At 36.6% G+C, this 25284-nt stretch carries 33 protein-coding genes; 18 read left to right on the top strand and 15 right to left on the bottom strand.

What is annotated here, in order from left to right; genetic code table 11:
- On the top strand, nt 1-576 hold the full coding sequence (gene nadD / locus LZQ00_RS15855; protein WP_234510236.1) for a nicotinate (nicotinamide) nucleotide adenylyltransferase: 576 nt from the start codon (nt 1-3) through the stop codon (nt 574-576).
- A gap of 454 nt (nt 577-1030) precedes the next feature.
- Here nadD and LZQ00_RS15850 read toward each other — a convergent pair whose 3' ends face one another.
- A complete protein-coding gene (locus LZQ00_RS15850; RefSeq protein WP_234509244.1) occupies nt 1031-1906 on the bottom strand; it encodes an IS3 family transposase in 876 nt (291 codons plus the stop codon).
- Nucleotides 1903-2286, bottom strand: a complete 384-nt coding sequence (locus tag LZQ00_RS15845) for a transposase (RefSeq protein ID WP_234509243.1) — start codon at nt 2284-2286, stop codon at nt 1903-1905. The genes LZQ00_RS15850 and LZQ00_RS15845 overlap by 4 nt, the downstream gene beginning before the upstream one ends.
- 152 nt (nt 2287-2438) lie before the next feature.
- Between LZQ00_RS15845 and LZQ00_RS15840 the strand changes: the two genes are divergently transcribed.
- The 3 genes from LZQ00_RS15840 to LZQ00_RS15830 are packed head-to-tail and all read left to right on the top strand — an operon-like array spanning nt 2439 to nt 4789.
- Complete coding sequence (locus tag LZQ00_RS15840; RefSeq protein WP_234510235.1) at nt 2439-3197, top strand: hypothetical protein; 759 nt, start codon at nt 2439-2441, stop codon at nt 3195-3197.
- Nucleotide 3198: 1 nt separating this feature from the next.
- On the top strand, nt 3199-3963 hold the full coding sequence (locus LZQ00_RS15835) for a hypothetical protein (protein WP_234510234.1): 765 nt from the start codon (nt 3199-3201) through the stop codon (nt 3961-3963).
- Between the two features lie 7 nt (nt 3964-3970).
- The gene (locus tag LZQ00_RS15830) at nt 3971-4789 is read left to right on the top strand and encodes a formylglycine-generating enzyme family protein (RefSeq protein WP_234510233.1); all 819 of its coding nucleotides are present in this window, start codon (nt 3971-3973) and stop codon (nt 4787-4789) included.
- Nucleotides 4790-4829: 40 nt separating this feature from the next.
- Here LZQ00_RS15830 and LZQ00_RS15825 read toward each other — a convergent pair whose 3' ends face one another.
- The 4 genes from LZQ00_RS15825 to LZQ00_RS15810 all read right to left on the bottom strand — a co-directional run bounded on the left by LZQ00_RS15825 (nt 4830) and on the right by LZQ00_RS15810 (nt 8583).
- Entirely contained in the window at nt 4830-5600 is a 771-nt protein-coding gene (locus tag LZQ00_RS15825) for an SDR family oxidoreductase (protein WP_317259283.1), read from the bottom strand.
- Nucleotides 5600-6724, bottom strand: coding sequence for a DUF4861 family protein (locus tag LZQ00_RS15820; protein WP_234510232.1), 1125 nt, complete (start codon nt 6722-6724; stop codon nt 5600-5602). Before LZQ00_RS15820 ends, LZQ00_RS15825 begins: the two co-directional genes overlap by 1 nt.
- A 7-nt stretch (nt 6725-6731) precedes the next feature.
- On the bottom strand, nt 6732-7577 hold the full coding sequence (gene kduI, locus LZQ00_RS15815) for a 5-dehydro-4-deoxy-D-glucuronate isomerase (protein ID WP_234510231.1): 846 nt from the start codon (nt 7575-7577) through the stop codon (nt 6732-6734).
- Between the two features lie 94 nt (nt 7578-7671).
- Nucleotides 7672-8583, bottom strand: coding sequence for an AEC family transporter (locus LZQ00_RS15810; RefSeq protein ID WP_234510230.1), 912 nt, complete (start codon nt 8581-8583; stop codon nt 7672-7674).
- Between the two features lie 152 nt (nt 8584-8735).
- Between LZQ00_RS15810 and LZQ00_RS15805 the strand changes: the two genes are divergently transcribed.
- From LZQ00_RS15805 to LZQ00_RS15750, 12 genes are all read left to right on the top strand, one after another.
- Nucleotides 8736-8924 carry a CsbD family protein gene (locus LZQ00_RS15805; protein ID WP_234510229.1) on the top strand — a complete coding sequence of 63 codons (189 nt, stop codon included), beginning with the start codon at nt 8736-8738 and terminating at the stop codon, nt 8922-8924.
- A 76-nt stretch (nt 8925-9000) separates the two neighbouring features.
- Nucleotides 9001-9774, top strand: coding sequence for a 5'/3'-nucleotidase SurE (surE, locus tag LZQ00_RS15800; RefSeq protein WP_234510228.1), 774 nt, complete (start codon nt 9001-9003; stop codon nt 9772-9774).
- 1 nt (nt 9775) lies between these two features.
- Complete coding sequence (locus LZQ00_RS15795; protein WP_234510227.1) at nt 9776-10036, top strand: hypothetical protein; 261 nt, start codon at nt 9776-9778, stop codon at nt 10034-10036.
- Nucleotides 10033-10905, top strand: coding sequence for a 1,4-dihydroxy-6-naphthoate synthase (locus LZQ00_RS15790; RefSeq protein WP_234510226.1), 873 nt, complete (start codon nt 10033-10035; stop codon nt 10903-10905). The genes LZQ00_RS15795 and LZQ00_RS15790 overlap by 4 nt, the downstream gene beginning before the upstream one ends.
- Nucleotides 10906-11047: 142 nt before the next feature.
- Nucleotides 11048-14347: a preprotein translocase subunit SecA gene (gene secA / locus LZQ00_RS15785; protein ID WP_234510225.1), complete on the top strand. Its 3300-nt coding sequence runs from the start codon at nt 11048-11050 to the stop codon at nt 14345-14347.
- 24 nt (nt 14348-14371) lie between these two features.
- The gene (locus tag LZQ00_RS15780; protein ID WP_234510224.1) at nt 14372-14830 is read left to right on the top strand and encodes an SPOR domain-containing protein; all 459 of its coding nucleotides are present in this window, start codon (nt 14372-14374) and stop codon (nt 14828-14830) included.
- Nucleotides 14831-14841: 11 nt separating this feature from the next.
- Nucleotides 14842-16032: a M20 family metallopeptidase gene (locus tag LZQ00_RS15775; RefSeq protein ID WP_234510223.1), complete on the top strand. Its 1191-nt coding sequence runs from the start codon at nt 14842-14844 to the stop codon at nt 16030-16032.
- An 8-nt stretch (nt 16033-16040) separates the two neighbouring features.
- Nucleotides 16041-16610, top strand: coding sequence for a thiamine diphosphokinase (locus LZQ00_RS15770; protein ID WP_234510222.1), 570 nt, complete (start codon nt 16041-16043; stop codon nt 16608-16610).
- Nucleotides 16607-17104 (top strand): GNAT family N-acetyltransferase, encoded by a 498-nt coding sequence (locus tag LZQ00_RS15765; RefSeq protein ID WP_234510221.1) that lies wholly within the window; start codon nt 16607-16609, stop codon nt 17102-17104. Before LZQ00_RS15770 ends, LZQ00_RS15765 begins: the two co-directional genes overlap by 4 nt.
- Nucleotides 17105-17253: 149 nt before the next feature.
- Nucleotides 17254-17568 carry a rhodanese-like domain-containing protein gene (locus LZQ00_RS15760; RefSeq protein WP_234510220.1) on the top strand — a complete coding sequence of 105 codons (315 nt, stop codon included), beginning with the start codon at nt 17254-17256 and terminating at the stop codon, nt 17566-17568.
- Nucleotides 17569-17709: 141 nt separating this feature from the next.
- Nucleotides 17710-18000: a hypothetical protein gene (locus tag LZQ00_RS15755; RefSeq protein WP_234510219.1), complete on the top strand. Its 291-nt coding sequence runs from the start codon at nt 17710-17712 to the stop codon at nt 17998-18000.
- 4 nt (nt 18001-18004) lie between these two features.
- The gene (locus LZQ00_RS15750) at nt 18005-18226 is read left to right on the top strand and encodes a DUF6358 family protein (protein ID WP_234510218.1); all 222 of its coding nucleotides are present in this window, start codon (nt 18005-18007) and stop codon (nt 18224-18226) included.
- Nucleotides 18227-18265: 39 nt separating this feature from the next.
- Here the strand turns inward: LZQ00_RS15750 and gcvT are convergent, their stop codons facing one another.
- The 6 genes from gcvT to LZQ00_RS15720 form a co-directional block, all read right to left on the bottom strand.
- Nucleotides 18266-19345: a glycine cleavage system aminomethyltransferase GcvT gene (gcvT, locus tag LZQ00_RS15745; RefSeq protein ID WP_234514823.1), complete on the bottom strand. Its 1080-nt coding sequence runs from the start codon at nt 19343-19345 to the stop codon at nt 18266-18268.
- A gap of 85 nt (nt 19346-19430) precedes the next feature.
- Nucleotides 19431-20249, bottom strand: a complete 819-nt coding sequence (locus LZQ00_RS15740; RefSeq protein WP_234510217.1) for a DUF6929 family protein — start codon at nt 20247-20249, stop codon at nt 19431-19433.
- Nucleotides 20246-20935: a pseudouridine synthase gene (locus LZQ00_RS15735; protein ID WP_234510216.1), complete on the bottom strand. Its 690-nt coding sequence runs from the start codon at nt 20933-20935 to the stop codon at nt 20246-20248. Before LZQ00_RS15735 ends, LZQ00_RS15740 begins: the two co-directional genes overlap by 4 nt.
- A gap of 1 nt (nt 20936) precedes the next feature.
- Nucleotides 20937-21308 (bottom strand): DUF4359 domain-containing protein, encoded by a 372-nt coding sequence (locus LZQ00_RS15730; RefSeq protein ID WP_234510215.1) that lies wholly within the window; start codon nt 21306-21308, stop codon nt 20937-20939.
- A 72-nt stretch (nt 21309-21380) separates the two neighbouring features.
- Complete coding sequence (locus LZQ00_RS15725) at nt 21381-21866, bottom strand: DUF4112 domain-containing protein (RefSeq protein ID WP_234510214.1); 486 nt, start codon at nt 21864-21866, stop codon at nt 21381-21383.
- Nucleotides 21866-22579 carry an SIMPL domain-containing protein gene (locus LZQ00_RS15720; RefSeq protein ID WP_234510213.1) on the bottom strand — a complete coding sequence of 238 codons (714 nt, stop codon included), beginning with the start codon at nt 22577-22579 and terminating at the stop codon, nt 21866-21868. The genes LZQ00_RS15725 and LZQ00_RS15720 overlap by 1 nt, the downstream gene beginning before the upstream one ends.
- Nucleotides 22580-22735: 156 nt before the next feature.
- Here LZQ00_RS15720 and LZQ00_RS15715 point away from each other — a divergent pair, with 156 nt between their 5' ends.
- Together LZQ00_RS15715 and LZQ00_RS15710 are read left to right on the top strand one after the other, a co-directional pair.
- Entirely contained in the window at nt 22736-22927 is a 192-nt protein-coding gene (locus LZQ00_RS15715; RefSeq protein WP_234510212.1) for a cold-shock protein, read from the top strand.
- A gap of 367 nt (nt 22928-23294) precedes the next feature.
- A complete protein-coding gene (locus LZQ00_RS15710; RefSeq protein ID WP_234510211.1) occupies nt 23295-23480 on the top strand; it encodes a quinol oxidase subunit 4 in 186 nt (61 codons plus the stop codon).
- Nucleotides 23481-23556: 76 nt separating this feature from the next.
- On the opposite strand, the gene LZQ00_RS15705 is transcribed toward LZQ00_RS15710, so the two are convergent.
- The 3 genes from LZQ00_RS15705 to LZQ00_RS15695 all read right to left on the bottom strand — a co-directional run bounded on the left by LZQ00_RS15705 (nt 23557) and on the right by LZQ00_RS15695 (nt 25070).
- Entirely contained in the window at nt 23557-24048 is a 492-nt protein-coding gene (locus LZQ00_RS15705; RefSeq protein ID WP_234510210.1) for a DUF805 domain-containing protein, read from the bottom strand.
- Between the two features lie 72 nt (nt 24049-24120).
- Nucleotides 24121-24843 (bottom strand): DNA repair protein RecO, encoded by a 723-nt coding sequence (gene recO, locus LZQ00_RS15700; RefSeq protein ID WP_234510209.1) that lies wholly within the window; start codon nt 24841-24843, stop codon nt 24121-24123.
- Between the two features lie 2 nt (nt 24844-24845).
- Nucleotides 24846-25070, bottom strand: a complete 225-nt coding sequence (locus tag LZQ00_RS15695) for a signal peptidase (protein WP_234510208.1) — start codon at nt 25068-25070, stop codon at nt 24846-24848.
- Between the last annotated feature and the right edge of the window lie 214 nt (nt 25071-25284).

Below are 25284 nucleotides of genomic sequence, written 5' to 3'. Positions count from 1 at the left end.
ATGGCTAAAATTGGCTTATTCTTTGGATCGTTCAATCCTATACATGTAGGACATCTGATTATCGCTAATTATATGGCTAATTATACAGCACTGGACGAAGTCTGGTTTGTCGTTTCTCCACAAAATCCGCTCAAAAAGAAGGAAAGCTTAGGAAATATGTATGACCGTCTGGAGATGGTCAACTTGGCAATAGAAGATACGGAGAACCTAAAAACAAGTTCCATTGAATTTAGCTTACCACAACCATCGTATACCATTGATACGTTGACCCATTTGGCGGAAAAATATCCAACCAAAGAATTTGTTTTAATCATGGGAGAAGATATTTTGGAAACGTTTAATAAATGGAAAAACTATGAAATCATCTTACGTGATTATCATATATATGTCTATCCAAGACCAGGATTTAATGGCGGTACGATGAGAGAACATGCGTCCATAACGATGACCGAAACCCCAATGATGGAATTATCTTCCACCTTTCTTAGAAAAGCAATTAAGGAGGGAAGAAGCATCAAGTTCTATACTCCCGATAAAGTCATTGATTTTATAGAAAAAAAGGGACTATACGCATAAAAAAGGGGAAACTTCATGAAGTTTCCCCTTTTTCATGCTGACTGATCCTCCATGATAAACCCAACTTCTCCTTCACAATCTTTCATCAGATAAGACATTGTTTAATCATTTCTTTCCTGAATCTTTTTAATCAATTAAAATTTCTGATCTATTCTCTATACTTCAAACAGGAGTATGCATGTATATGCTTATTGACAACAGGATAAATTAGTAACCAATACTAATTTTAAAACGTATCTAAGTCATAGTTTATTCGTATCTCAACCGTACCTGATTCGTTTTTGTTCGAACGAGGTACGAACAAGGTACGAACAAGGTACGAGTCAGCTCCCTACTGTGTCTTATCCTGAATTATCCTTACAGCATTCGGATAGTTAAACGGTTAAATCCTTACAATTATAAAAAGTTATACGGATATATCCTTACATTGTTTTTTCTTTGTCCGTGTATACCCTTACAATCGGGTTGTACTGTTTCTTGTTTTAGTGATTTCCTGACTATGTCTTTGCGCCGGTGTCATCATTTTACAGCTCATGTGCGGTCTGACATTATTGTATCTTTCTATCGCTCTGCACACCGGTTCAATAGCCATTGAATAGGACTCAAAGGTGTTATAGAGCTCAAATTCTGTTTTCAGTATACCGTTTACCCTTTCGGCAATTGCATTATCATAGGGTGATCCGGATTGAGTCATACTGATCTGGATATGGTTTCTCTGCAATAGTTCCACATAGGCATCACAGCAGTACTGTATCCCCCTGTCCGAGTGGTGGATCAGCGGCCTTTGCTTATATTCCCTGCCGTTTATAGCCTTTTGGAGTGCCGATAGGCATCCGGAAGCTTTTAGTGACTGGCTGAGATGGTAGCCTACGATCTTTCTGGAATAGGCATCTGTGATCAGAAAAAGGTAGATAAATCCCGTGCCTGTCCGCAGATAGGTAATATCGCTTACCCAGACCTGCTCGGCCATCAGGGGCTTTGCCCGGCTGATCATATCCGGCCATTTCCTGTAATGATGGTAGGACATCGTGGTGGTCACATATCTCCTTTTGGGATAGATCAGCATGCCATTGTCCCTGATCAGCCTGGAAAAAGCATCCCTTCCGATGGTAATATGATGCGCTTTGAGGTTCTGCTGCAGCATATGAAGAAGCTTTACGCATCCTGTACGCGGAAGCACTGATCTGATTTCCCGGACCCATTCTAGTATCATTCCATCCTGAATCACCGAAACGTCCCTTCTGGCGTTCATTTCATACCAGGACTGTCTTGTTCTGCCAAACAGCGAGCAAATGGTACTCAGGGGAATATTGATAAATATCTCCTTCATTTTACTGGCGGTTTGGTACCAGACTTTTTTCGGATATCGATATCCAGCTCCTGCTCTGCAATATGGATCATCATCTCAAGGGCGGTAATCTTCAGCCTGGCAAGCCGGAGTTCCTCCTGAAGCTGCTCATCAGGACTGCTGGATGCTAAAGGCGGCAGCTCGCTGTCAGGTGAAATAAGGCCTGAATGGATTTGGGCGATGTTCTTTTTGTACCAGTTGACAAAATAGCGAACCACCTCGCCACTCTTAAGTCCATGTTTACGCCCAAGCTGTGACTGGCTCAGATTGCCCTCAAGGTATTCTCTGGCAACTGCAATCTTAAAAGATGATTCGTAGGTAACAGGGGCTCCTGTATGTTTCCCTTTTCTCGGTGTTTCCATATTATATAAAATTAATAATTACTCCGATTTGTGTAAGGGTAATTTAGGAATAGACACCAGTTGAACACTAAAATTTTACCTTGTAACAGCTTATTCATTACTTAGATAAAGATAAATTCAACTGTTTTGATTATTTTTAAAGAAAAAAGCAAATGAGACTTTACTTTTTATTACTTATCTTATTGTTTTCAGGCTTTACACAGGCCTCTGCTCAATCAACGGAAGAAGATAAAAGTCCTTACCGTATAGATGAAAAGGATTATGAATGGCGAACGAAGATGACCATTCCTCCCTATGGTTTAGAGAAAGTGAAGAAGCTTATTGCAGCGATTACATTAAAAGAAGATCCGATGGGAAGCTCTGATGGAGGAATTGAGGCTTTGACTACTGCACAGTTTAAATCGTTGAGTTTAAGAGAAAAATTTACCTATGTCATGATTCATGCAGAACTTTCAGAGCAAAATTGTGCGATTCCAGAGTATCAGAATGATATTCAAAAGAAAATTTTTGGAGCTCTTGAAACGGGATTTAATGAGGCACTTTGGAGTCAACGACAAGTAGATTTTCTAGTTGAAAATCGAGATTCTGTTATGCAACTCATTCAAGAGTCTGTGCTGCGTAGTAAAAGAATGGGTGTAAATTATAAAGAAGCAATTCTAGAGATCAATGCTTGGGAAATGATTCCTTTTATGATAACCTATATAGAAAAGACTCCTTTGGACAAAGATGCATTGACCTTACTCATGTTATTGATGAAAAGAGGAGAGTATGAGGAATTTTTAAAATCAACAGCCTTTCAAAAACTGTATGGCTCGGAAAGCAATTATTATTCTTTTTTGAATTACAATAAGGCAAATGAAGATTTAATCTGCGCTCGTGCTAATCGTTACTATAAAGAAAGGATGAAGTAATATGAAACGAACAATCAAAACGCTAATCGTTTTTAGTGTGCTCTGTTTTCTATGTACAAAATTGGCCGCACAGGAGTATGTTTATGAGGAACCAACAGCAGCAGATCGCGTTTATAGAACATACCGTGAACAGGAGACAAAGCCTACTTTTGGATTAATAAAAGTTGAAAAATTAATAAAAAAAATCAAAGAACCAGAAGGCGATATGATGATTGAAGATCATATTTCTGCACTTTCAAAAACGGACTTAAAAAAACTGAACTTAAAAGAGCAATTCACGTATGTGATGATTCATCCAGAGATGTATAGTCAAGCATGTGTGGACGATATGACAAGTAAAGGAGAAGAGCAAAAAATCTTTGGCGTATTGACTTCCGCGATTTCCGGTGTTGAATGGAGTGAAGATCAACGAAAATTTCTGAAGCAAAATCGGGATACTGTTCAAAAATTGATTTTTGAAACCATTCGTATCAAGAAGCATATGGGGGTTAATTTAAAAGCTGCTCTCATAGAAATTTCTGCTTGGGAAAGTATTCCGGCCATCATTCGTTATTATCAAGCAAATAAAAAAGATAAGGATGCTTTGACCGTGCTATCATTAATATTAAAAAAAGGAAAAGATACACCATATCTACAATCCAGGATGTATCAGAAATTATATGGTGATGATTACAGCTATACAGCTTCAGTTAATTTTAATCAGGCGAATGAACAATTTTTATTGTCGACAGCTCAAGCGTATTTTAAGCAAAAATCTTCAAAATAATCGCACGATGAAAGAAAGCTGGATCTTGTGTATGTTCATTATTTTTTGCTGTAGCAGGTCTATTGCCCAAGAACAAAAGTTTATCACTATTCAGCAGGGTACTTATATTTTGGGAGATTCGATGAGCGTAGACAACCCAAAGAGAGCTGTTAAAATTGAGGCTTTTTCAATTGCAGAAGCGGAATTAACAAATGCTGCATTTGCAAACTTTGTAGAGACGACTCATTATATCACCTTAGCAGAGCGTTTTCACAACGCCATGGTATTTGAACCAGGGCTGGAAGAATTTCGATGGATACAAGACAGCACCGCTTATTGGCGCTATCCAAATGGAGTGAGTCGAGCTGGTATTGAAGAAAAAATGAATCATCCGGTTACTTGTATTTCCTATCGGGATGCGTTAGCTTATTGTGAATGGGCAGGTGTTCGTTTGCCCTCTTTAGATGAATGGGAGGTAGCATCAAGAGCTGGTTCAGAGACGAAATATTTTGATGGGGTAAGTTTGACGAATATAAAGGAGTTTGCCAATATCTGGCATGGTAGAGACCACCTCGTTGCCGATACTGCTGATGGTTATCTATACACCTCACCTGTTAAAACCTTCAAAGCAAACCCTTGGGGGTTGTATGATGTGTATGGTAATGTCTTTGAATTTTGTGAAGGATCTTTAGCTCGTGATAAAGAGCGAAAAGTAGCCCATGCACGAGGAGGATCTTGGTGGTGCAGTAAAAATAGTTGTGCCTCCTTCAATTCGCAATTTATTGGTTCGGTCAATCCCAATGCCTCTTTTAGTAATCTCGGTTTTCGAATCGTTAAGAAAAAATAAAGAGACTTATTTTTTAATAAGTCTCCCGAATAGCTTTAATCTATCGACCCATCCAACCACCGTCTACAGTTAAAATAGTTCCATGAACATAATCCGCGGCTTTTGAAACCAAGAATAAGACAGGGCCTTTGAAGTCTTCCGGTTGTCCCCATCTGGCCGCAGGAATCCTGCCTAAAATAGCAGAAGATCTTCCTGGATCATCGCGTAAAGCCTCTGTATTATTGGTTGCAATATAACCAGGAGCAATCGCGTTAACATTGACACCTTTGGAGGCCCACTCATTTGCAAATGCTTTTGTCAAAGAAGCAATAGCACCTTTGGAGGCTGCATATCCAGGAACATTGATGCCTCCTTGAAAAGATAGTAAAGATGCCGTAAATACGATCTTTCCTGTTCCACGTGAAATCATATCTTTCCCAATTTCTCTAGTCAAAATGAATTGCGCATTCTGATTGATTTCGATAATTTCATCCCAATATTCATCAGTATGTTCTGCTGCAGGTTGGCGTAAAATATTACCAGCGTTGTTCAAAAGAATATCAATGACAGGGTGTGCAGCTTTTACATGATGGATAAAAGCATATAAGTCTTCTCTTTTTGAAAAATCACACCGATAAGCATAAAATTTTCTACCGATAGATTGAATTGATTTTTCAATATCCGAGTCCGCTAACTCCAATGTTGCGGAGACGCCAATAATATCAGCTCCAGCTTCAGCCAAAGCCTCCGCCATCGCTTTTCCGATTCCTCTTTTGCATCCTGTTACTAAAGCGATTTTACCCGTTAGATCAAATGATTGAAGTATAGACATTATTTTTTATAGCTTATGATTAAAGGTTTTTGTATCTGCTTAGCTGTTTTTTGTAAGTACTCTTTCCAAGCATCCATCGATTGTATTTTGCTCGCTTTATTGAATGCAGCACCTGTATAGTAAGTCAGACTTTGGTTGTTTTTTACAGTTGTTTTCCATAGAAACTGAGTCGGAGTATCGATGAACGTTGTAAGACCTGTCGGAAATAGTAAAGCTGTTCCTGTGCTATTTCCATTCTGTTCAGGTTCCCAATAGGCAAAATAATTTGCTTTCTTATTAATCGTCCAGTTCGGGTTCTGCTCGTTACGTTTTGCTAGACCAATAACAATGGGGGTTGAAGTGGCATTCATATTCTTTACAGATAGCGTAACTTTATTCAGTTGGCTTTCTGCATCAAGGGAAACGATCTTCTCGATGGTTATACCGTGCCCGTTTATCTCCTGGGGCTCATAAATTAATTTGAAGGTAGAGCGAATAGGGCCATTGTCTAAGACCTCATATCGACGGTAATGTTTGCTGTATTGGATTTGATCATCAAAATACAGAGCCATATCACCCACACCTAATGTTTGTCCTACCGAATAGTAATCTAATCCCTTCCCATGGTCAGCATGATAATCGCCTGTTTTGTACCATTCGTTGATAATCAATTCATCCGTACGTTTTGACCAAAAATCAAATCCCTGAGCATCTTCGGATGTTCCCTCTAATGCTTTTCCATAGGCTCGAAAAGCAACGACATTATTTTCCCATGCAAAATCATCCTTGCGCTCGGGAACGTAGCGAGCAAAAGTTTGAACAACAGCTTTTGGAGGTGAATCAGCAGAAACAGCGAGTTCTAATTTTCCTTGAGGAGCTATTTGAATAGCTATCAAAACGTTTTGTGGGATAGATTTTCCTAATTTTTCCAATTGAAAAACCAGTGGTTTCTTGGTGCCCTGATCCAAGATGGTGAAAATAGTATCTTTTAGTCCAAAATGATTTTTAAACTTTTCATAAGGAATGCTTACGACTTCCTTTCTTTCAAAAGAAGATGCGTTTTTGATAATTAAAGAATGCTTGTTTTGGGTCAACAAACTCGTTGCCATGCCCAATACCAAGGTCGCAGATAATAATATTTTCATGCTGTTTTTATTTTAAATCTGTAATAGCAGATTTATCCATATCGTCATAGTCTAAATTTTCCCCTGCCATACCCCAAATAAAAGTATAATTACTGGTGCCAGCACCGGAATGGATTGACCAAGGTGGAGAGATAACCGCTTGTTCATTTTTCATCCAAATATGACGAGTCTCGTCAACAGGTCCCATAAAATGGGAGACCGCTTGACCCTCTGGGACTTCAAAATAAAAGTAAACTTCCATCCGTCGATCGTGTGTATGCGCAGGCATGGTATTCCATACAGATCCAGGTTTTAATTCTGTCATGCCCATTTGCAATTGACAGGTATCAACAACTTTGTTTAACAACATTTGGTTGATTATTCTATGATTAGCCGTTTCTAAAGACCCTAATTCAATTTTATTTGCTTCCGCTTTTGTTACTTTCTTCGTTGGATAAGGATGATGAGCAGGAGTTGAATTTAAATAAAACTTGGCGGGATGGGAAGCATCTTTGCTGCTGAATAAAACATTTTCGGCACCCTTACCAATATATAGAGCTTCTTTGTATTGCAAATCGTAGGTCGTACCATCCACCTCTACCTGACCAGCAGCACCCACATTGATAATTCCCAGCTCTCTTCGGCTCAAGAAAAAAGGTTCTTTTAATAATGTAGGAATGGTTTCTAGTTTTATTTTTTCTGAAACGGGCATTGCACCACCTACCATATAACGATCATAGTGTGTATAGACAAAATGAACTTGATCTGCTTTGAAGATCGTTTCGATTAAAAAATTCTCTCTTAATGATTTTGTATCTAATGTTTTACATTCCTTTGGACTAATCGCATAACGCGATTCATAATTCGTTTTCATATTGATATGTATGCGTCTTTTAACAAATATCCTAAAAATAAGACTTTAAAAGATCATAAACGACCATAATCTTCGCAATCGTTATCGAAAACGGTTAGATAAAAAAAGCAATGATGTAAGACCACATAGCGGTTGTTAGTAAACTTAATATGATCCCCAATCCAATAACGAGGTTAATTAATTTGGTGTTTAATCGGAACTGTTGAACAACCATGCTTGCGGTGATTAAGGTCGGCATAGCGGCTTCCATAATGCTTACTCGAGCAATATCTCCGTGGATACCTAGGCATAGGGCGGCCAGAAGGACGAGCAAAGGAGCAAGAATCAATTTATAAAGTAAGGTCACAGAGATTTGAGAGATCTCTTGTTTAAGCCCTTTAAATTGTAATTGTAGACCGACTGAAAATAATGCTAAAGGACCAACTGTAGCCGCTATTTTGTCAAAAAATGGTTCGGATATACTTATATTGGCTAGTTGGCTGAGTATAAGTGCAGCCACGCAAGCAATAAATGGAGGAAACGTCAAGAGTCTTTTTATCAAAGCGGTTGTCTTGATACCCTCTTTATTTGAACGATCACCTTTGATCGCGCATATAATCCCAGCAGTAGCCAGCAACATAAAATTGACCTGATCACAAATGATCGCAATACTTAAGTTCTGTTCGCCATAATAGGCAATGATTAATGGAAAACCGATAAAGGAAGTGTTACTATAGGCAGCAGATAATTCTAATGTACTTCTTGAACGTTGACTATACCCCTTATATCGACAATAAATTTCCATAAATAGCCAGCTTCCGGCAAATACAATGATTGGCGATATGACGGGGAATAGGAGCTGTGTGCTCCATGTAATCTGCGGAATGTATTTAAAAGAAACGGCGGGCAGGGCAATATATAACACCCAAATATTAATACTCTTGTAGGCATTTTCGGGGATTAATTTGAAATGTTTAAACAACATTCCCGCACAGATACAGAAAATAATAAGTACAAAATTTACCATTTAATTTGGAAATTTATTTGAGCGGGCTAAGTTAATGAAAAGGGAACTGATCCTTTTTATTATTTTAAAATATTATTCCGATCCAAACAAAATAACACCAGAGTTGTTTTCGTTATATAGATAACAAGTAAATAAATTAGGAGGACATACACATGGATGAATTGAATTTGAAAGGTAAATGGAACGAAGTAAAAGGCAAAATCAAACAAGAATATGCCGATTGGACAGAGGACGATTTAGCCTATGAAGAAGGTAAAGATGATGAATTATTAGGACGTCTACAACAAAAGCTCGGAAAAGCAAGAGAAGAAGTTGTTGACTGGTTAAAAAGCTTGGGATAAGTCTTTTTATTGTATAATATGTAAAGCGTTAGATGAAAATCTAACGCTTTTCTTTTTTTCTTATTAAATTAGCATCATGACAAAGAAAAAACCAACCATATTGGTTGTAAACGATGATGGGATTACAGCTCCCGGGATCAAAGTTTTGATAGAGGAAATGCAGAAAATTGGAAACGTTGTTGTGGTGGCACCAGATAGTCCGCAATCGGGTATGGGGCATGCTATTACTATTGGTCGTCCGTTACGTCTGGATCGTGTTGATTTATACGAAGGCGTGGAAATGTACAAATGTTCTGGAACTCCTGTTGATTGTGTTAAATTGGCAGTGAATAAAATATTTAAAGGGAAAAAACCTGATGTTTGCGTATCGGGTATCAATCATGGATTGAATCATTCGATCAATGTATTATATTCAGGCACCATGTCTGCAGCGGTTGAAGGTGCGATTGAAGGCATCCCCTCTATTGGATTTTCGTTAGATAATTTTGCGTATGATGCTGATTTTTCACATTGTAGATCTTATTTAACGTCTATTACCAAGCAGGTTTTGGCAAATGGTCTTCCAAAAGGTACATTGTTGAATGTTAATTTCCCCAATGATTCCGCAATCAACGGCATCAAAATCTGTCGCCAAGCTGGGGGACATTATGTCGAAGAGTTTGATGAGCGTGTAGACCCTCGTGACCGAGATTATTATTGGATGACGGGTAAGTTTGAATTGGAAGATCGGGGTGAGGATACCGATTCATTTGCCCTGAGTCATGGTTACGTGGCGATTGTACCCACTCAGTTTGATATGACAGCACATCATGCTATTCCAGAATTAAATTCTTGGGGATTCGATCAGTAATATGAAAAACAATTTAGGCTTAGGGCTTTTGCTCGGTGCTATAGCGCCAGCAGTGGCTTATTTACTGGCGACATATACGCAGATTGTGCAAACATGGACACCTCAAAAACCGATGATGATTTACGGGGTTGCGGTATTTATTAACTTAATTGCCATGCGTTTTTTATTTAAAGGCGGAAAAGATGCTGTTGCAAAGGGAATATTAATGATAACTTTTATCGCTACCATTCTCTATATATTTACAAATAGATTATCGATATGAAATTGACATTGGGTTTTTCTCCCTGTCCAAATGATACCTTTATTTTTGATGCATTAATTCATCATAAAATAGATACGGAAGGACTTGATTTCGACGTTGAATACCAAGACGTTGAAACATTGAATCTAAAAGCTTTTAAAGGAGACTTAGCGATTACAAAATTAAGTTACCATGCGTTTGCATATGCTGTGGAAGATTATGAACTTTTGGACGCAGGCAGCGCGCTTGGTTTTGGAGTTGGTCCTATGTTAATCACAAAGGATGAAAATTTGGCTAGAAAACTTCAAGAAAAATTAAACAAAGGTGAGCCTTTAACTGCTGAACTAGAATTATTGAAAGTTGGTTATCCAGGAAAATATACAACAGCAAATTTTCTATTGGGACTGGCTTTTCCACAGTTGAAAAATAAAGAAGAGCTTGTTTTCTCCGAAATTGAAGGGGCTTTATTAGCTGGAGATATTGATTTAGGGCTGATTATCCATGAAAATCGATTCACTTATGAAGAGAAAGGATTATTTAAAGTAGTTGATTTGGGTGACTATTGGGAAAAAACGACAAATTGTCCTATCCCATTAGGAGGCATTGTTGTGAAAAGAAGTTTACCAAAAGAAATCAAGGAAAAGCTGAACCGTATATTACGTGCAAGTGTCGATTTTGCTTTTGCAAATCCTAAATCTGGATTGGCGTTTATAAAAGCTCATGCACAAGAAATGAGTGAAGAAGTGATGTATAAACATATTGAACTTTACGTTAATAAATATTCCATAGCACTGGGAAAAGAGGGGCGTGCCGCTATTGAAATGATGTTTGATAAAGCACAACAGATGGGGTTTATCCCCAAAACAGATAAGAATTTGTTTTTGGCATAAAAAAATACTAAAAAATATACATATAGTCTGTTAGATATCATATCTAATAACTAAATTTGCCCGATTAGTGTCAATTTGTCTGCAATTTTAATTTGGAGTCATTATTGAATGAAAGTCATAAATTGAGATAGAAAAGAATGTTATGTTAAAATTTTTAAGTAAATTATTTGGAAGTAAATCCGAGCGAGATATTAAGGGTATTCAACCAATTGTAGAAAAAATCAAATCGGAGTACGACCAACTTTCGGCGCTAAGTGATGATGAATTGCGTGCTAAAACGACAGATTTCAAAAATAGAATAAAAGGATATTTAGCAGATATAGATAACGAAATTTCTACTCTAAAAACAGAAGCGGATACAGACGGTGCAGATATGTCGCAAAAAACTGCGATTTATGAAAACGTTGATAAATTATCTAAAGATCGTGATAAAAAATTAGAAGAGGTTTTGATGGATATTTTACCAGAAGCATTTGCTGTGGTTAAAGAAACGTCAAGACGTCTGACAGAAAATAAACAATTGGTCGTTACGGCGACAGATTTTGATAGAGAGGTTGCTTCTCAAAAACAAAATGTTGTGATCGAAGGTAACCAAGCAATTTGGAAAAATGTTTGGTTGGCGGCTGGTACTGAAGTTACCTGGAACATGGTGCATTATGATGTGCAATTGATTGGTGGTATTGTTTTACACCAAGGTAAAATTGCACAGATGGCTACTGGTGAGGGTAAAACTTTGGTAGGTACACTTCCAACATATTTGAATGCACTTGCAGGAAATAGTGTTCATATCGTTACGGTGAATGACTACCTTGCTCGACGTGACTCGGAATGGAATGCTCCTATATTTGAATTTCACGGTTTAAGTGTTGATTGTATTGATAAACATCAACCAAATTCGCCACAACGTCGTAAAGCGTATGCTTCTGATATCGTTTATGGTACCAATAACGAGTTTGGCTTCGATTATTTACGTGATAATATGACCCAAACACCAGATGCATTGGTACAAGGAAAATTGCATTTCGCGATGGTCGATGAGGTCGATTCTGTTTTAATTGATGATGCACGTACACCTTTGATTATTTCAGGCCCTATCCCTCGTGGTGATCAACATGAGTTTTACCAATTGAAACCTCGTATTGAGCGCTTGGTAAATGCCCAAAAATCGTATATCAATACCATATTAAATGAAGCGAAAAAAGCTGTAACTGCTGGTGATATTGATCCTGAAAAAGGGGGATTAGCTTTATTCAGAGCTTACCGTGGTTTACCTAAAAATAAAGCTTTAATCAAGTTTTTAAGTGAGAATAATCACCGTCAGATCTTGCAAAAAGTAGAAAACTACTACATGCAAGAACAGAATAAGAATATGCCTAAAGCGGATGCTGAATTATTCTTTGTTATTGATGAGAAAAATAACCAAGTAGAATTAACAGAAAAAGGTATTGAGTTGATTACAGCTTCTGGAGAGGATCCTTCTTTCTTTATCTTACCAGATGTTGGTTCTGAAATAGCAGACATTGAAAAAGCGGAAATTCCTTTAGAAGATAAGGCAACAAAAAAAGAAGAGTTATTGCGCGATTATTCGATCAAAGCAGAACGTATTCACTCGATCAATCAATTACTAAAAGCATATACTTTATTTGAAAACGATGTTGAATATATCGTTGATGAAGGAAAAGTTAAAATCGTAGATGAGCAAACAGGTCGTATTATGGATGGCCGTCGTTATTCCGATGGATTGCACCAAGCGATCGAAGCGAAAGAAAATGTTAAGGTAGAAGATGCTACGCAAACCTATGCGACCATTACGCTACAGAATTACTTCCGTATGTACCACAAACTTGCGGGTATGACGGGTACTGCTTCTACAGAAGCAGGTGAGCTTTGGGAAATTTATAAATTAGATGTTGTTGAGATTCCTACAAACCGCGCAACTTTACGTGATGACCGTCAAGATTTTATTTACCGTACAGCGCGTGAGAAATATAATGCTGTAGCAGAAGAAATTCAACGACTGACAGAAGCAGGAAGACCTGTTTTAGTGGGTACAACTTCTGTTGAAATCTCCGAGTTATTAAGCCGTATGCTTCAATTGCGTAAGGTTAAACATAATGTGTTAAATGCTAAATTGCACCAAAAAGAAGCCGATATCGTTGCAGAAGCTGGTCGCCCAGGTCAAGTAACAATTGCAACAAACATGGCTGGTCGTGGTACGGATATTAAATTGACCGATGAGGTGAAAGCTGCAGGAGGTCTTGCAATCATTGGTACAGAGCGTCACGAATCTCGTCGTGTTGACCGTCAGTTACGTGGTCGTGCTGGTCGTCAGGGAGATCCAGGTTCTTCTCAGTTCTTTGTATCTTTGGAAGATAATTTAATGCGTTTATTTGCTTCTGAGCGTATCTCGAACATCATGGTAAAAATGGGTGTTGAAGAGGGCGAAGTGATGCAACATAGCATGTTGACCAAATCTATTGAAAGAGCACAACGTAAAGTAGAGGAAAATAACTTTGGTATTCGTAAACGTCTTTTGGAATATGATGACGTGATGAACTCGCAACGTACAGTAATCTATACGAAACGTAAAAACGCTTTATTTGGAGACCGTTTGGATGTTGATTTGAACAATATGATCTTTGATGTGGTTGAAGAGATTGTTATTGATGCAAAAGAAGGTGGTACTTATGAGGAATTCCAAATTGAAGTCATTCGTATATTTGCTGTTAATCCAGAAATTTCAGAGCAAGAGTTTGCTCAAACGAAAGTGGAAGGTTTAACGGATCGTTTGTTTGCACAAATCATTGATGCTTACCATGCAAAAATAAACACTGTTGCATCTCATACCATTCCTGTATTACAAAATGTATATGCAGAACGCGGATCTGTTGTTGAAAATGTTGTTATTCCTTTTTCTGATGGTCTTCGTGGTATTCAAGTTTCGACAAACTTGAAAAAAGCGATTGAAAGTGAAGGTAAAGAGGTCTTCAAATCATTCGAGAAAGGCATTGTTTTAGCTTTAATTGATGAAGCTTGGAAAGAACATTTGAGAGAAATGGACGATTTGAAACAGTCGGTACAAAATGCTGTTTACGAGCAAAAGGATCCGATCATTATTTATAAAATGGAAGCTTTTGACTTATTTAAAGCGATGTTAGCATCGATGAATAAGGATATTGTTAGCTTTATTTTCAAAGGTGAGATTCCTGGACAAAATATGCAGAGCGCTCCAGAAGGGCGTTCGGTACAAGCTGCTCCTGTGAAGGTTCAAGCAACAAAAGCAGAATTGGAATCTCCAATGGGAGTGAGTGCCGAAGATGTAGATACACGTGATTTAGGTCCTACACAACCGATTCGTAATGATAACGTAATTGGCCGCAACGATGATTGTCCTTGTGGTTCAGGTAAGAAATATAAAAACTGTCACGGCGCGAATAGCTAGACAGTATTAAAAAAATATTTAATAATGCTTAAGAAAGGATTGATAGTTGTTTTTGCTTTAATTGGCTTTGCTTATTCAAAAGTACAAGCACAAGAGAATGGAAATGTAGTTATCGTAAAGGATACATTAATTACGATTTTGCAACATTTTCGGGCAAATATGGGTATCAATCCTATCGAAAGCAAACCTGTAGCTGTTCCAAGTAAACCTGTTGTTAGAAGCGCTGCTACGCGTAGAACGGTAAGAGGGTTTCGAGTTCAGATTTTTGCAGGAAGTAATCGGAGTAATGCTTTCTCAGAGCAAGCTCGATTTAGAAGCATGTATAAAGATATCGATACCTATATCAATTACGATGAACCGAACTACCGAGTCAAAGTAGGTGATTTCAGAAGTAGATCTGAAGCAAACAATTTTATGAATTTGCTTCGTCAACAATTTAAAAACGTATTCGTATTCTCTGAAAACGTTTTTGTTTACCAATAATCTTATTTAGAATGGCAAGTATTAAAGAAAAAGTTAATGCCTTAGCCCAACAGTTTTTTAACGAAACCGTTCAAACCAGAAGACATCTTCATCAACATCCTGAACTTTCGTTTGAGGAATATAACACTTCGGCTTATGTCAAATCCATTTTACAAGAATTGGATATTCCTTTTCAGGAAATGGCAGATACAGGTATTGTCGCTCAAATTAAAGGGGACTTAGTGTCTGAAGAAGTAATTGCTTTGCGGGGTGATATGGATGCTTTGCCTATTCAAGAAGTAGAAGGCAGAAGTTATGGTTCTCAAAATCCGGGAGTCATGCATGCCTGTGGACATGACGTCCATACCTCCTCTTTGCTAGGTACTGCAAAAATATTATATGCGTTGAAGTCTGAATTTGGAGGGATTGTCAAATTGATTTTCCAACCGGGCGAAGAGCGACTACCTGGAGGGGCATCGATCATGATTAAGGAAGGTGCTTTACAGAATCCTGCTCCTGCAGCGATTATAGGCCAGCATGTCATGCCTTTTATTGAAGCTGGAAAAGTAGGATTCAGGGAAGGTAAGTATATGGCTTCTTGTGATGAGTTATTTATGACAGTGAAGGGGCGAGGTGGCCACGGTGCTCATCCGCATCAAAATATTGATCCGATTGTAATTACAGCACACATCATTACAGCTCTTCAGCAAATCGCAAGTCGATTTGCAGATCCAAGAACACCTACGGTACTTTCTTTTGGGAAGATCGTCGCGAATGGGGCTACTAATATTGTTCCTGATGAAGTTTATCTGGAAGGAACCTTTCGTACCTTTGATGAAAAATGGCGTGCTGAGGCACATGAAAAGATGCTTAAAATGGCAACGGGTATGGCAGAAAGTATGGGAGCTGTTTGTGATTTTGAAATTCGTAAAGGATACCCATTTTTAATTAACAATCCAGAATTGACAAGCGCTGTGCGTGGTTTTGCAGAAGAATATGTAGGAAAAGAAAATGTCTTGGATTTAGATCTTTGGCCAGCGGCAGAGGATTTCTCTTATTACTCACAGGAAATCAATGCTTGCTTCTATCGTTTGGGAACAGGAAATAAATCAAAAGGGATTCAGTCTGCTGTGCACACGTCTACTTTTGATGTCGATGAGGATGCATTACAACTGAGTATTGGCTTGATGGCGTATATGACGTTAAGACGCTTAGGATATTAAATAAAACTATGTCTTCCCATCATATTGTCAGAGAGAAGCAAGAGCCTGCATTAGTAATAATAGATGTTTATAGTATTGATGCTGAACTGGTAGGACAACTGCTGGAATGGAGTCCAACGCTCATTACAGATGTTGATTCCTATGAAGCTGTTACTTCCCAATCATATAAAGTCGATTTGATTTTTACGAAAGAACCGATTGTATTACCTCAGGAACATGTTAAAACCGTTCTTTTTGAAACAAATTTTATAGAGGCAGCTTTGCAATACCTGATTAATGAAGGCTATGGAGCGGTTAATATTGTCGGCGCTGGATTTGATCCAGAAATCTTAAATCAGTTTTCTGAACACATTGATATAGTCTGGCTGCATGAAGATAATCGGACGATATTTGTGCATTCAGGTTTTGAAAAATGGAAGTCAGCGGGAGAGGAGCTCTTTTTGCACCCCCTTCCAAGTGATTTAGAAACAGTAGGTTTAGAAAAAATTTCAACGAACCATTTTAGAACAGAAAAAGATGGATTTTTTAACATTAAATTTTCTATCCCTAATATATGCTTATTGACAGAAAGATTATGAGCGCAATAACGATTCAACTTGCGGAACCAAAAGAGGCAATAGTAATTAGTGAAATTGGAAAGGCCAGCTATCATGCCACCTATCCAGCTATTTTAACGGAAGAACAAATCAATTTTATGTTGGCTAAAAACTATACTGTTGAGGCTATTCATGAACTGATGCATAGTGGACAAGACTTCTATGTATTGTATGAAGATTTGGTTGCAAAGGGGTTCATTGCTGTTCAAATGAAGGAAAACTCAATTCTACGTATCGAAAAACTGTATCTTTTACCTGAAGTAAAGGGGAAAGGATATGGAAAGACATTGATTGATTTTAGTGCCGAATTGGCGATCTCAACAGGTTTGACACATTTGGAACTTAATGTTAATCGTGGAAACCCGGCTTATCATTTTTACTTAAAACAAGGCTTTTTAGTAACGGAGTCTGTTGATATTCCTTATTATGGTTATATATTGGATGATTATGTCATGCAGAAAGACGTGTTACTGTAAAGGCGTATTTTGTTAATTAAGGAGCAATTTCCGCTATAAATAAAATTTGAAAGGCAGAGGAGAGATCGAAGACTTGCTTTTATATTAAAGACGATTATAATTGCATATAAAAGCAAATTTATCTAAGTTTGAGATAAATAGTAATTACCATGAAAGAAGTAACAGTAGAAGAACTTAAATCAAAAATTGATAATAACGAAGATTTTCAATTAATCGATGTACGTGAAACATTTGAATATGAAGTTTCTAATTTAGGGGGACTAAATATTCCTTTGTCTGGTATTTTAATTGAAGTGGATAAAATTTCAAAAGATAAGCCAGTCATTATGCAGTGTCGTTCAGGAAAGCGTTCTGCTCAAGCAGTAATGATTTTAGAACAACAAGGATTCGATAATTTAGCGAATTTAAGTGGTGGTATTCTTGCTTGGAAAGCAGAGATCGATCCAGAGCTAGATGTTTATTAATAGGAGACTATCATGGGCATATCATTCGCAAACTGAAATGAATATGCTCATGATCGATTCATCATCATTAAAACCGAGTGAAACGAGCTCAATAATACAATTAGTCGCTAATTACTCATTATTAAAACAAATTATATTTTGATGAAAAATTTAGAGCATCAAACTAAGCAGGCCTTTTTGTTTAGTCTTGCTTTTTATTGCATTGCACTCGCAACAAAATTATTTCATCTCGAAATTTTCCCTATACTTTTTAGTATTTCCTTATTACTTTCGTTAATCTGGGTGGTATTATCATTACGGGAAATTATATTTTCTGGTCGAATTTCCAATACAGAGCGGATGTTAATGGCCGTATTTATTATATTTTTCAATATAATAGCAGGAATAGTTTATTTCTTCTTCTTACGGGAGAAGGTAATTGGTAAAAAATAGAGGTATGACAAAAAATTTTATTTTCAATATTGCATTAAATCTATTGATCGTAGCAGCGGTCTATTATGGATATAAAGCATATGAAGCTGGTAATATATTGATCAGTGGTCTTGCTATCGCATTGTTAGTGGTATTCATATTTTTGAAACGCGTGCTTTTTAAGAAGGTACAGCTTGATTTGAAGAAAGAGGGTGAACGGAGAAAAACGGAGCAGACTAAAAAATAAAAAAACGGCTAATTCAAAATTAGCCGTTTTTTTATTGTTCTATTTTACAAATGGGGGTTTAACCACTTTTGCTTTTATACTTTGATTACGGATACTGATAAAGATTTCAGAACCTTCTTTTGTGAAAGCGTTATCGACGTAACCTAATCCGATAGATTTTTTTAATGTTGGCGATTGTGTACCTGAAGTTACACGACCAATTTTGTTACCATCTGCATCTAAGATTTCGTAATCATGACGTGGAATACCACGGTCAATCATTTCAAAACCTACTAATTTTTTTTGAATACCCGCTTCTTTCTGTGCTTTTAGATTCGCGGAGTTAACGAAATCTTTTGTGAATTTTGTTACCCATCCTAAGCCACCTTCTAATGGTGAAGTGGTATCATCAATATCATTTCCATATAAACAGAAACCCATTTCTAAACGTAAAGTATCACGAGCGCCTAATCCGATAGGTTTGATTCCGTAAGCTGCACCAGCCTCGAAAATGGCATCCCATACTTTTTTTGCATCTTCATTCGCAACATAGATCTCAAATCCACCAGCTCCAGTATAACCTGTAGCAGACACCAACACATTATCTACCCCAGCAAATTTACCTTTCGCAAAAGAGTAGTATTCCATTGGAGCAAGATCAATATCTGTTAAAGACTGTAATGCATCAGCGGCTTTTGGCCCTTGTACTGCAAATAATGAAGTTTCATCCGAAATATTCTTCATCTCAACGCCAAAGCTGTTGTATTTAGCAATCCAATTCCAATCTTTATCGATGTTAGAAGCATTTACTACTAAAAAGTACGTGTTTTCGTCGATTCGGTAAGTTAAAAAGTCATCTACAATACCACCCGTTTCATTTGGAATATAACCGTATTGTACTTTGCCATCATATAGTTTGGAAGCATCATTAGAAGAAATCTTTTGAATAAGATCCAATGCCTTTTCTCCTTTTAGAATGAACTCGCCCATGTGGCTAACGTCAAACACACCTACACCTGTACGAACAGTTTCGTGTTCATCATTGATGCCCGAATATTGAACAGGCATATTGAAACCTGCAAAAGGGACCATTTTCGCTCCTAAGGCGATATGAGTATCCGTAAGGGCAGTATTTTTGATCATAATATGATTAAGTTTTATTTATTTACAAATTTATAAAATAAACGTGGATTTCGACCTAAAGATTGTCATTTATGCAATCGATTTAGTGATCCATTATCAACGAATAAATATTAGTTTCTGTTTTATCATCATCACGATCTTCGCAAAGAAAGAAAGAAATTGTTTTTTCTGTTTTCTCCTTTAAGGTGATTCCTTCAAATTTATGTTTCCCTGGAAGTGTTATTGTTTCTAATGAGCTGAAATCGTTCCGCTTAAATTTTCCTAAAATCGTTCCTGCAACTTCTCCATCGAGGTAGTTTGATTTGGAGTCCTCCGCTGCAGCAATAAAGTAAACGGTATCATCTACGAGAATGGCATCCGTGAAAGCTGTTTGTACATGATCAAGATGCGGTAAGGATATAGGATGAAAACTACTTTGCTCAGGATCTAGCTTATCTATTTTGAAAATACCATTTTGAGCCTTCTCAGCATTTCCTCTATTGAATAACCAAATCTCGTCGTCGGTATGAATCACGCCTTCTATATTGAAATTGTCTTGGTCAACAGCAAATCGTTGTTGCAAACGTTGGTATATGGGGGTGAAATCTTCCTGTTGAACATATTTTTGATAGCTAAGACGTAGATTTCTATTACTTGTTGATCCAGATCCGTAAATATAAAATTGATCTCGATCAAAAGTAATGGCTTCGAAATCAGGTTTTTTAGCCTTGATGATATTTTCTAATTGATCGGTATTTTGGTCAAGTTGGATTTTTGATAACAAATGTTCTGAAATAGAAAAATCATATAGGTATCGACTATTATCAGAAATCAAATAGAGGTGTTCATCTTTATAGACTAAACCAGATGCTGCGCCAATACCAGTAATGGTTAAAACCAAGTCTAAGAGTAAATTTTTCATTGGTTATTAGCTAAGTTTAAAATGGACAATACGCGATTAAATTCAGGTTGTAGGTTTGCCTTAATTACGATTGTTTCTTTTGTCTTGGGATGTACGAATGTCAATTCTGAAGCATGAAGCATCATGGTGTCCATATCAAAGGTATCTTTCCAAAATTTGTTCTGTTTGTTACATCCGTGAGGACGATCACCAATAATGGGATGGAAGATATGGGCAAAGTGTTTGCGTAATTGATGCATTCTTCCTGTTACTGGATTTGCTTCTACTAAAGTGTAACGTGAGGTTGGAAACTTTCCGAATGGAACGGCAAGCTCTGCCTTTGCGATGGTTTTAAAATTCGTTTGTGCTTCCTGAATCGTACCGTTTTCTTTTCTCAAGGGATAATCAATGTACATCTCTTCTGGAGCATGACCCCTTAAGACTGCAATATACTTTTTAGCTATGCATTGGTTTTGAAAAAGCTGCTGCAGCTCTTTATCCATCTCCTTGTTTAAAGAAAATAAGAGAATACCAGCTGTTTTACGATCTAATCGATGTGCAGGATAAACCGTTTGACCAATTTGATCTCTTAACAGTTGAAGCGCAAATTCGGAGGCATCACGAGCAATAGAAGAGCGATGAACCAACAAGCCATGGGGTTTATTAATGGCAATGATGTCTTCATCTTGATATAAAACCTCTAACATGCTAGGACATCTTTTTCATTGCAGCGACTATCTCATCTGCTTTTTCATCGATCTTGGGGCTTAACCAGATTTTTCCGAAGGCTCCTCCTCCAATAATCGTTTCTTTTCCTTGCCACTTAATTTTAGTCAACGAAAATAGATAGTAGTTATCAACAATAAGTGCCTTTGATACGAAATTATCGACGATGTTTTTTCCAAAGAGCTTCATACCCAGATTAACAAAAATCTGTTCTTTTTGTCCAACTTGTTTTTTTAATAACGACTCCGTTTTTTCTTTTACAGCAAGTTCATGCTGTTCTCTTTTAGGATTGGTAAATACTGCTCCTAGCATAAGCGCAACAATCAGAAGCGCAAAAATTCTTTTTTTAGACATATTTTAGAAATTGTATACCAAAAATAGCGTTTATACTTTCATATAAACGCTATTTGGTTATTTTTTATGAAATTATAAAAATAATCCCCAGATCCATTCTCCGATTAACCAAAGCGCATATAGGGCTGCAGAGGTGAAAACCAGTATCAACGTGAGTATGATTAATACCAACCATACTGCTGAACCTTGATGTTTATTTTCATAATAATGCTCCTTCATCAGCTTGATGTTCTTTTCATTTGCTTTACTGAAGAAGTCAAATACATTACCAATGAATGGTATTGCTCCCAATATCGCATCAATGGAAATATTGATGAGCATCTTAACAACTAATTTGGAACTAGCGCCATTTCGCCACATAACCATGACTAACACCAGGGATGTTCCAAAGCCAGCAATAGCTCCTCCAAAAGGAATAAAGTTGAGAATAGGATCTAAACCGAAGCGATAGCCAGCTATTTGGAATTTATTATCCATTAGCCAAGAAAGTCGTTCGACCCAAGTGAAATCTTGGTCTCTTCTTTTTTCTTTATCTGCTAATGATAATTCTTTTTTCATTATAATATTTCAAAAGAAGCGTTTACTTCACTTGTAATTTTAATCGATTTGATACTTAAATCTAAGTCAGGACTAGCACCAGCTGCATCAGCACTTTCAAGAGATACCGTTTTGTAGGCCATTGCTCGAGGTGAATCAAAATATAACATTTGTGGACTTTCAGATAGTAATATCGCTTTTCCAACTTTTTGATTAGCGGCTTCGGCTAGTATTTTCGCATTTTCTAGTGCATCTTGTACTGCTTTTACCTTCAAAGACTTAAGTAACTCTTTCTTTTTTGAATAATCAAGTTCGCTGATCGATGTGTTTTCAATACCTGCGGCATCAACTCCATCAAATAAGTCATTTAATTTATTCAATTGCGTCACTTTGATGCGATATTGACGAGATAATAAAATATCTGTTTCTTTTTTCTTTTTCGTTGTATAGTTTGTACTATAGATATTTTGAATGGTAAAATCTTTCTTCTCTACACCAATATTTGTTGCAGATTGAAATAATTGTTTTTCAAGATTTTCAATGGTTACTTTTTTCTTGGTATTACCATCTTGATAAAATTCTTTCAATGTAACTTGTATATAAATGATGTCGGGTGTCACCTCTTCTTCGGCTCTACCGATTGTACTAACCATGTCTTTCTGTATCATTTGTTGCGCTTGTGTTGTGTGTGTGGCTGCTAATAGCAATATTCCTAGCACTAAATTTTTCATCATGTTTTTCTTTTAATTTTATAAATTCAAAAATCGAACCATTCTATTTGTTTGATGTAGACAATATTTAAATGAAGTGGTTTAATGGAAAAAAAATAAAAAACTTAAACATTTTTAATAATTTTTAAATATCTTTAAGAAAATTTAATACAATACAAAATGCAAGAAGGAGTAGTAAAATTCTTTAATGAAACCAAAGGTTTCGGTTTCATCATCCCAAATTCAGGCGAGAGCGAAATCTTCGTTCACGTTTCAGGTTTAATAGACAAAATTCGTGAAAACGATAATGTTTCTTACGAAGTTGAACAAGGTCGTAAAGGTCTTAATGCGGTAAATGTAAAAGTTATCTAATCAGATTTTAAGATATATTTATTGTAGAAAAGCCTGATTTCAAACGAAATCAGGCTTTTTTATGTTTTACGAAGTTCGGTGCCGAAGAAGTAGGTGTACATGATACGGTGATTGTTTCCTTCGCCCTAATGTTATTATTATGAATCGCAAGTATCATTTGCTATAGGATCAGTGTGTTCTTAAAATGAGAAAAAGGAAAAGCATATTCTGTTTTGTTTACAACAGGTTTATGCTTAATGATTAGAAGGTCTTATTTTGTAGACAGATCGAAATTTGAAAAAAAGGCTCATCCAGCTCTTTTCAATTGATTTATTTTTTTTGGACTGACTTTTGTCTAGTGTTAAGAAGCACTAACATAAAAATCAAAATGAGAAAGTACATCACTATGCTTTTAGCAGCAGCTGTTTTAATTTCTTTTAACGCTTGTCATTCAACACATCAGGTTGGAAGTAACGGGAAAAGAATGCCTCCTGGTCAGGCTAAAAAATATTACGGAGAAAAATCCGCTAAAGAATTTGCTCCTGGACAGGTGAAGAAAAGACATAGAAACTAAAAGGGGCTATCCTAATTATAACAAAAGCCTATTGATATCAATAGGCTTTTGTTATATAAAATGAATTTAAAATATATTATAAGCTTGGTGGAGGTGGAGGCGTATTTTCGTTATTTTGATTACCAAATGGATTGTTGTTGCCAACCTGTCCGAATGGATTGTTGTTTGTAAATGGATTTCCAGAATTTTCACCGCCTTTTGGATCTTCGCCATATTCATTCGGTCCTCTATCTCCTTCTATAACCAATAGGTATATTACGTAAAAACCAGCAAGAGGGATCAGCGTTAACAATAAGAACCAACCAGACTTATTGGTGTCGTGAAGACGTCTTACAGCAACAGCAAGAGAAGGTACAAGAATAGCTAAACTCGCAAGGCTGAGAATACCATACACAAGACCACCTAAAGTTGAACTTATAGATGATAATATTGCGGCTACGATTATAATTGCAAGATATACAATCATATAGCTAAGAAAAAACATCCAATATTCTTTTCGTCGTGCTCTACCATCAAAATTGGCATAGTTATCACGAACAACTTTTAAAAATGCTTCTTTTAATTCCATGAAATTTAAGTTTTGTTAGTTTTTAAATATTTTCATCTAAAATAAGAAAATATTTTAACTTGTATACCTATTTTAATGAAATATTTCTTCTAAAATGTAGAGGGATTTCACTTCTTTGAAATTGGAGAGGTGTAGTCTATAGTAATCGATTATTTTTTCCAAGAGTATTTGGCGATCCTTGCTCTTCATTTTGACATTTTCTGAAAAATGGAATTCCGTGGCCATCAATTTTCTGAATAAGGAAGTGTGGGGTTCTTGCAGCACATGGGGGTGCTCAGGAAGTTGATTGGAAAAAGTCGCTGATTCTAAGTTGAAATAAGCATATTCTTTTATGCTTTCGACAGGGTAAAAACCTAAAAATCGAGTTAAGTTGATTAAGAAAACCAAGTGAAAGTTGGCCAGATTTGATTCGGACTCATCCAACCATTGAATCGCATGGTATAAGTATTCAAAAAGATAGGGATCTCCAGTTTGTTCTCTTAGGATCTTATAAAGTACTTCATTGAGAAATAGTGCTAATGAGCTTTTTACAATATCGTAAGGTATTGTTTTTAATGGAGGAATTTGATGGGCTTCATGGATGCGCTGTAGGCTATTGTTATTTTTGAAAGTGACCACCATATCCAATGGGTGCAATGCTTGTAAAAAACCGGATCTGATTTTTGCTTTTGGTTTTCGTGCACCATTCACCAGGTAAGATTGTAAGCCAAAGTGTTCTGTATAAATTTGTGCGACAACACTACTTTCAGAATAGTTTGTGCATTTTAATACAATACCTCTGGTTTTATGAAGCATAATTAATCTTGTTTTTCTTCTTTTCTTTTTTCTAACAGCGCATTCCGATCAATTTTACGGAGTAGTCTATAGATGATCCGTAAAAAACCTATTCCAAAAGAAATTACGCCCAAAATCATCAGAGGTCTGTACCAGTTGTTTTGTAGGTTCATTAAATAATATCCCACTAAAATGAGGACAATAGCAATTATAATTTCTAGAAGACCTCTGCGTAGATATTTATTCATGATGTTAAGAATTGTGAATTGTTGAAAACTATTTTCATTGTATAAGCAAATATAATATATTTAAATGCATTATTTTTGTCTTCTCGCATACCTATGTGTTTATTTTTAAAAATAAATCCTTAAAATTGTTGCAATTAATAAAAGAAATATAGATATTTGCACACTCTTTGCGAAAAGACATATTTAAATTAAGACAACAAAAATAACATAATAT

Source organism: Sphingobacterium sp. SRCM116780 (assembly GCF_021442025.1).
Taxonomy (GTDB): Bacteria; Bacteroidota; Bacteroidia; order Sphingobacteriales; family Sphingobacteriaceae; genus Sphingobacterium.
This window is presented reverse-complemented; position numbering and strand designations above follow the sequence as displayed.

Excerpts from the sequence above, each read along its gene's own strand:
- secA (WP_234510225.1), top strand. The coding sequence starts at position 11,048 with ATGTTAAAATTTTTAAGTAAATTATTTGGAAGTAAATCCGAGCGAGAT.
- kduI (WP_234510231.1), bottom strand. The coding sequence starts at position 7,577 with ATGAAAACGAATTATGAATCGCGTTATGCGATTAGTCCAAAGGAATGT.
- LZQ00_RS15705 (WP_234510210.1), bottom strand. The coding sequence starts at position 24,048 with ATGGAATTAAAAGAAGCATTTTTAAAAGTTGTTCGTGATAACTATGCC.
- LZQ00_RS15830 (WP_234510233.1), top strand. The coding sequence starts at position 3,971 with ATGAAAGAAAGCTGGATCTTGTGTATGTTCATTATTTTTTGCTGTAGC.
- LZQ00_RS15840 (WP_234510235.1), top strand. The coding sequence starts at position 2,439 with ATGAGACTTTACTTTTTATTACTTATCTTATTGTTTTCAGGCTTTACA.
- LZQ00_RS15770 (WP_234510222.1), top strand. The coding sequence starts at position 16,041 with ATGTCTTCCCATCATATTGTCAGAGAGAAGCAAGAGCCTGCATTAGTA.
- LZQ00_RS15715 (WP_234510212.1), top strand. The coding sequence starts at position 22,736 with ATGCAAGAAGGAGTAGTAAAATTCTTTAATGAAACCAAAGGTTTCGGT.
- LZQ00_RS15755 (WP_234510219.1), top strand. The coding sequence starts at position 17,710 with ATGAAAAATTTAGAGCATCAAACTAAGCAGGCCTTTTTGTTTAGTCTT.
- LZQ00_RS15760 (WP_234510220.1), top strand. The coding sequence starts at position 17,254 with ATGAAAGAAGTAACAGTAGAAGAACTTAAATCAAAAATTGATAATAAC.
- LZQ00_RS15750 (WP_234510218.1), top strand. The coding sequence starts at position 18,005 with ATGACAAAAAATTTTATTTTCAATATTGCATTAAATCTATTGATCGTA.
- LZQ00_RS15795 (WP_234510227.1), top strand. The coding sequence starts at position 9,776 with ATGAAAAACAATTTAGGCTTAGGGCTTTTGCTCGGTGCTATAGCGCCA.
- LZQ00_RS15820 (WP_234510232.1), bottom strand. The coding sequence starts at position 6,724 with ATGAAAATATTATTATCTGCGACCTTGGTATTGGGCATGGCAACGAGT.
- LZQ00_RS15810 (WP_234510230.1), bottom strand. The coding sequence starts at position 8,583 with ATGGTAAATTTTGTACTTATTATTTTCTGTATCTGTGCGGGAATGTTG.
- surE (WP_234510228.1), top strand. The coding sequence starts at position 9,001 with ATGACAAAGAAAAAACCAACCATATTGGTTGTAAACGATGATGGGATT.
- LZQ00_RS15790 (WP_234510226.1), top strand. The coding sequence starts at position 10,033 with ATGAAATTGACATTGGGTTTTTCTCCCTGTCCAAATGATACCTTTATT.
- LZQ00_RS15775 (WP_234510223.1), top strand. The coding sequence starts at position 14,842 with ATGGCAAGTATTAAAGAAAAAGTTAATGCCTTAGCCCAACAGTTTTTT.
- LZQ00_RS15780 (WP_234510224.1), top strand. The coding sequence starts at position 14,372 with ATGCTTAAGAAAGGATTGATAGTTGTTTTTGCTTTAATTGGCTTTGCT.
- recO (WP_234510209.1), bottom strand. The coding sequence starts at position 24,843 with ATGCTTCATAAAACCAGAGGTATTGTATTAAAATGCACAAACTATTCT.
- LZQ00_RS15805 (WP_234510229.1), top strand. The coding sequence starts at position 8,736 with ATGGATGAATTGAATTTGAAAGGTAAATGGAACGAAGTAAAAGGCAAA.
- LZQ00_RS15710 (WP_234510211.1), top strand. The coding sequence starts at position 23,295 with ATGAGAAAGTACATCACTATGCTTTTAGCAGCAGCTGTTTTAATTTCT.
- LZQ00_RS15845 (WP_234509243.1), bottom strand. The coding sequence starts at position 2,286 with ATGGAAACACCGAGAAAAGGGAAACATACAGGAGCCCCTGTTACCTAC.
- LZQ00_RS15725 (WP_234510214.1), bottom strand. The coding sequence starts at position 21,866 with ATGAAAAAAGAATTATCATTAGCAGATAAAGAAAAAAGAAGAGACCAA.
- LZQ00_RS15825 (WP_317259283.1), bottom strand. The coding sequence starts at position 5,600 with ATGTCTATACTTCAATCATTTGATCTAACGGGTAAAATCGCTTTAGTA.
- LZQ00_RS15730 (WP_234510215.1), bottom strand. The coding sequence starts at position 21,308 with ATGTCTAAAAAAAGAATTTTTGCGCTTCTGATTGTTGCGCTTATGCTA.
- LZQ00_RS15695 (WP_234510208.1), bottom strand. The coding sequence starts at position 25,070 with ATGAATAAATATCTACGCAGAGGTCTTCTAGAAATTATAATTGCTATT.
- LZQ00_RS15735 (WP_234510216.1), bottom strand. The coding sequence starts at position 20,935 with ATGTTAGAGGTTTTATATCAAGATGAAGACATCATTGCCATTAATAAA.
- LZQ00_RS15740 (WP_234510217.1), bottom strand. The coding sequence starts at position 20,249 with ATGAAAAATTTACTCTTAGACTTGGTTTTAACCATTACTGGTATTGGC.
- LZQ00_RS15835 (WP_234510234.1), top strand. The coding sequence starts at position 3,199 with ATGAAACGAACAATCAAAACGCTAATCGTTTTTAGTGTGCTCTGTTTT.
- LZQ00_RS15765 (WP_234510221.1), top strand. The coding sequence starts at position 16,607 with ATGAGCGCAATAACGATTCAACTTGCGGAACCAAAAGAGGCAATAGTA.
- LZQ00_RS15720 (WP_234510213.1), bottom strand. The coding sequence starts at position 22,579 with ATGATGAAAAATTTAGTGCTAGGAATATTGCTATTAGCAGCCACACAC.
- LZQ00_RS15850 (WP_234509244.1), bottom strand. The coding sequence starts at position 1,906 with ATGAAGGAGATATTTATCAATATTCCCCTGAGTACCATTTGCTCGCTG.
- nadD (WP_234510236.1), top strand. The coding sequence starts at position 1 with ATGGCTAAAATTGGCTTATTCTTTGGATCGTTCAATCCTATACATGTA.